Genomic DNA, 2,130 nt, shown 5'->3' on the forward strand with positions numbered 1-2,130 from the left:
CACTCGCCGTGCCGTGGGCATTGATCGCGACCTTGCCGGTGTACGGGGTGGCGCGATAGAAGATGCGTACGGTGTCGCCGGCGGCGAGGTTTTCCCAGGGCACCTGGTCGAGGCTGGCCAGCTGGCCGGCGCCGGGGCCGACCTGGTAATCGATGCCGAGGCCGGACGGCACGCAGGGCTGCGATACCAGGGACGGCGGCGGTGGCGGTGGCGGCGGCGTAGTGGTGCAGGTCACCGCAACATTGCTGGCATTGGCCGAAGCGATCGTGCCACTTCCGTTGGCGACCATGCAGGTCTGCGCCGGCGCTGACGGCTGGGCACCTACGGTCACTGCATACGCGGTGCCGCTGGTCAGGCCGCTAGGGAACGTGAACGCGCCATTGGCGCTGGCCGGCAGACTGGCCGAGCCGTTCAACATCAGCACGAGTCCTGAACCTGCCAGGCCACTGACGTTGCCGCCCACGGTGTAGGTCGGCGTCGGCGGAGGTGGTGGCGTCGTGCAGGTCACCGCGACATTGGTGACCTTGGCCGAGGCGATCGCGCCGCTACCGTTGGCGATGGTGCAGGTCTGTGCCGGCGTCGACGGCTGGGTGCCCACAGTTACCGCATACGCGGTGCCACTGGTCAGGCCGTTCGGGAACGTGAACGCGCCATTGGCGCTGGCCGACAGACTGGCCGAGCCATTCAACTTCAGCACCAGTCCCGAACCGGCCAGGCCGCTGATGTTGCCACCGACGGTGTAGGTCGGTGCGGGCGTCGCCGTCGTGCAGGTCACCACGACATTGGTGACATTGGCCGAAGCGATCTTGCCGCTGCCCTTGGCGACGGTGCAGGTCTGCGCCGGCGTTGACGGCTGGGTGCCCACGGTCACTGCATAGGCTGTGCTGTTGGCCAGGCCGTTCGGGAACGTGAACGCGCCATTGGCGCTGACCGGCAGACTGGCCGAACCATTCAACTTCAGCACAAGCCCTGAACCGGCCAGGCCGCTGATCTTGCCGCCCACCGTGTAGATCCGCGTCGTCGCGGTGCAAGTCACGGTGACATTGGTGATCCTGGCCGAAGCGATGGTGCCGCTGCCGTTGGCGACGGTGCAGGTCTGCGCCGGCGTTGACGGCTGGGTGCCCACGCTCACCGCATACGCGAAGCCGCTGGCCAGACCGTTCGGGAACGTGAAGGTGCCATTGGCGCTGGCCGACAGACTGGCCGAGCCGTTCAACTTCAACACGAGCCCCGAACCGGCCAGGCCGCTGACGTTGCCGCCCACGGTGTAGGTCGGCGGCGGAGGCGGCGTCGTGCAGGTCACCGCGATATTGGTGACATTGGTCGAAGCGATGGTGCCACTGGCGTTGGCGACAGTGCAGGTCTGCGCCGGTGTTGATGGCTGGGTGCCCACGATGACCGCATACGCGGTGCCGCTGGTCAGGCCGTTCGGGAACGTGAACGCGCCATTGGCGCTGACCGGCAGACTGGCCGAGCCATTCAACATCAGCACCAATCCCGAACCGGCCAGACCGCTGACATTGCCACCCATCGTGTAGGTCGATGGCGGCGAAACAGAGCCGGATCCGATGGCGCCCAGGTCCAGGGTGTTGGGGCGGAGGCTCGGGACATTCGTGACCGCGTCGATCTGATAATTGACAGGGTACGCGGCGACTTGGGACAGCTGAGCCTGCGCCAGGCCAATCGCCTGACCATTGGCGAGCGGCACCAGGGTGGTCAGATCGACCGGCGGGGTCGTGCCGGTGATCATGTTCTGGCTGCCATTGAGCTGACCGGGGACCGGGTGCCAGGGATCGCTGTCGGCCCAGCCGGCGGTGATCCAGTTCACGCCCAGGTTGAGGATGCCGCCGGCGGTGTAGCCCACATCCACATCCTGCTTGATGCGCATGGCCGGATAGGTGATGCCGGGGTCGAAGGCGAAGACATTGTTCCAGGCCTGCACGGTCTCGTCGGTGGTGGAGACCTTGAACAGGAAGACGCCATTGACCGTGCCCTGCGGCTGCAGGAAGTGCACCGTGTTGTTGTAGAAGTACAGGGTGCCCTTGCGGTATTGCGCTTCGCTGCCGATGTGGTCGCCGCCGTAGTGGATCGCGATGGCGCTGGACGGCAACACGAGCTGGTTGCCGTAGA

General features: G+C 66.3%; 1 protein-coding gene. It reads right to left on the bottom strand.

Features of this window, described 5'->3' with window-relative positions:
- A partial coding sequence (locus tag ABD002_RS12820) for a hypothetical protein (protein WP_343791697.1) occupies window positions 1-2,130 on the bottom strand: 2,130 nt, incomplete at both ends.

Origin of the sequence: Dokdonella soli (assembly GCF_039523175.1) — a bacterium.
Taxonomy (GTDB): domain Bacteria; phylum Pseudomonadota; class Gammaproteobacteria; order Xanthomonadales; family Rhodanobacteraceae; genus Dokdonella_A; species Dokdonella_A soli.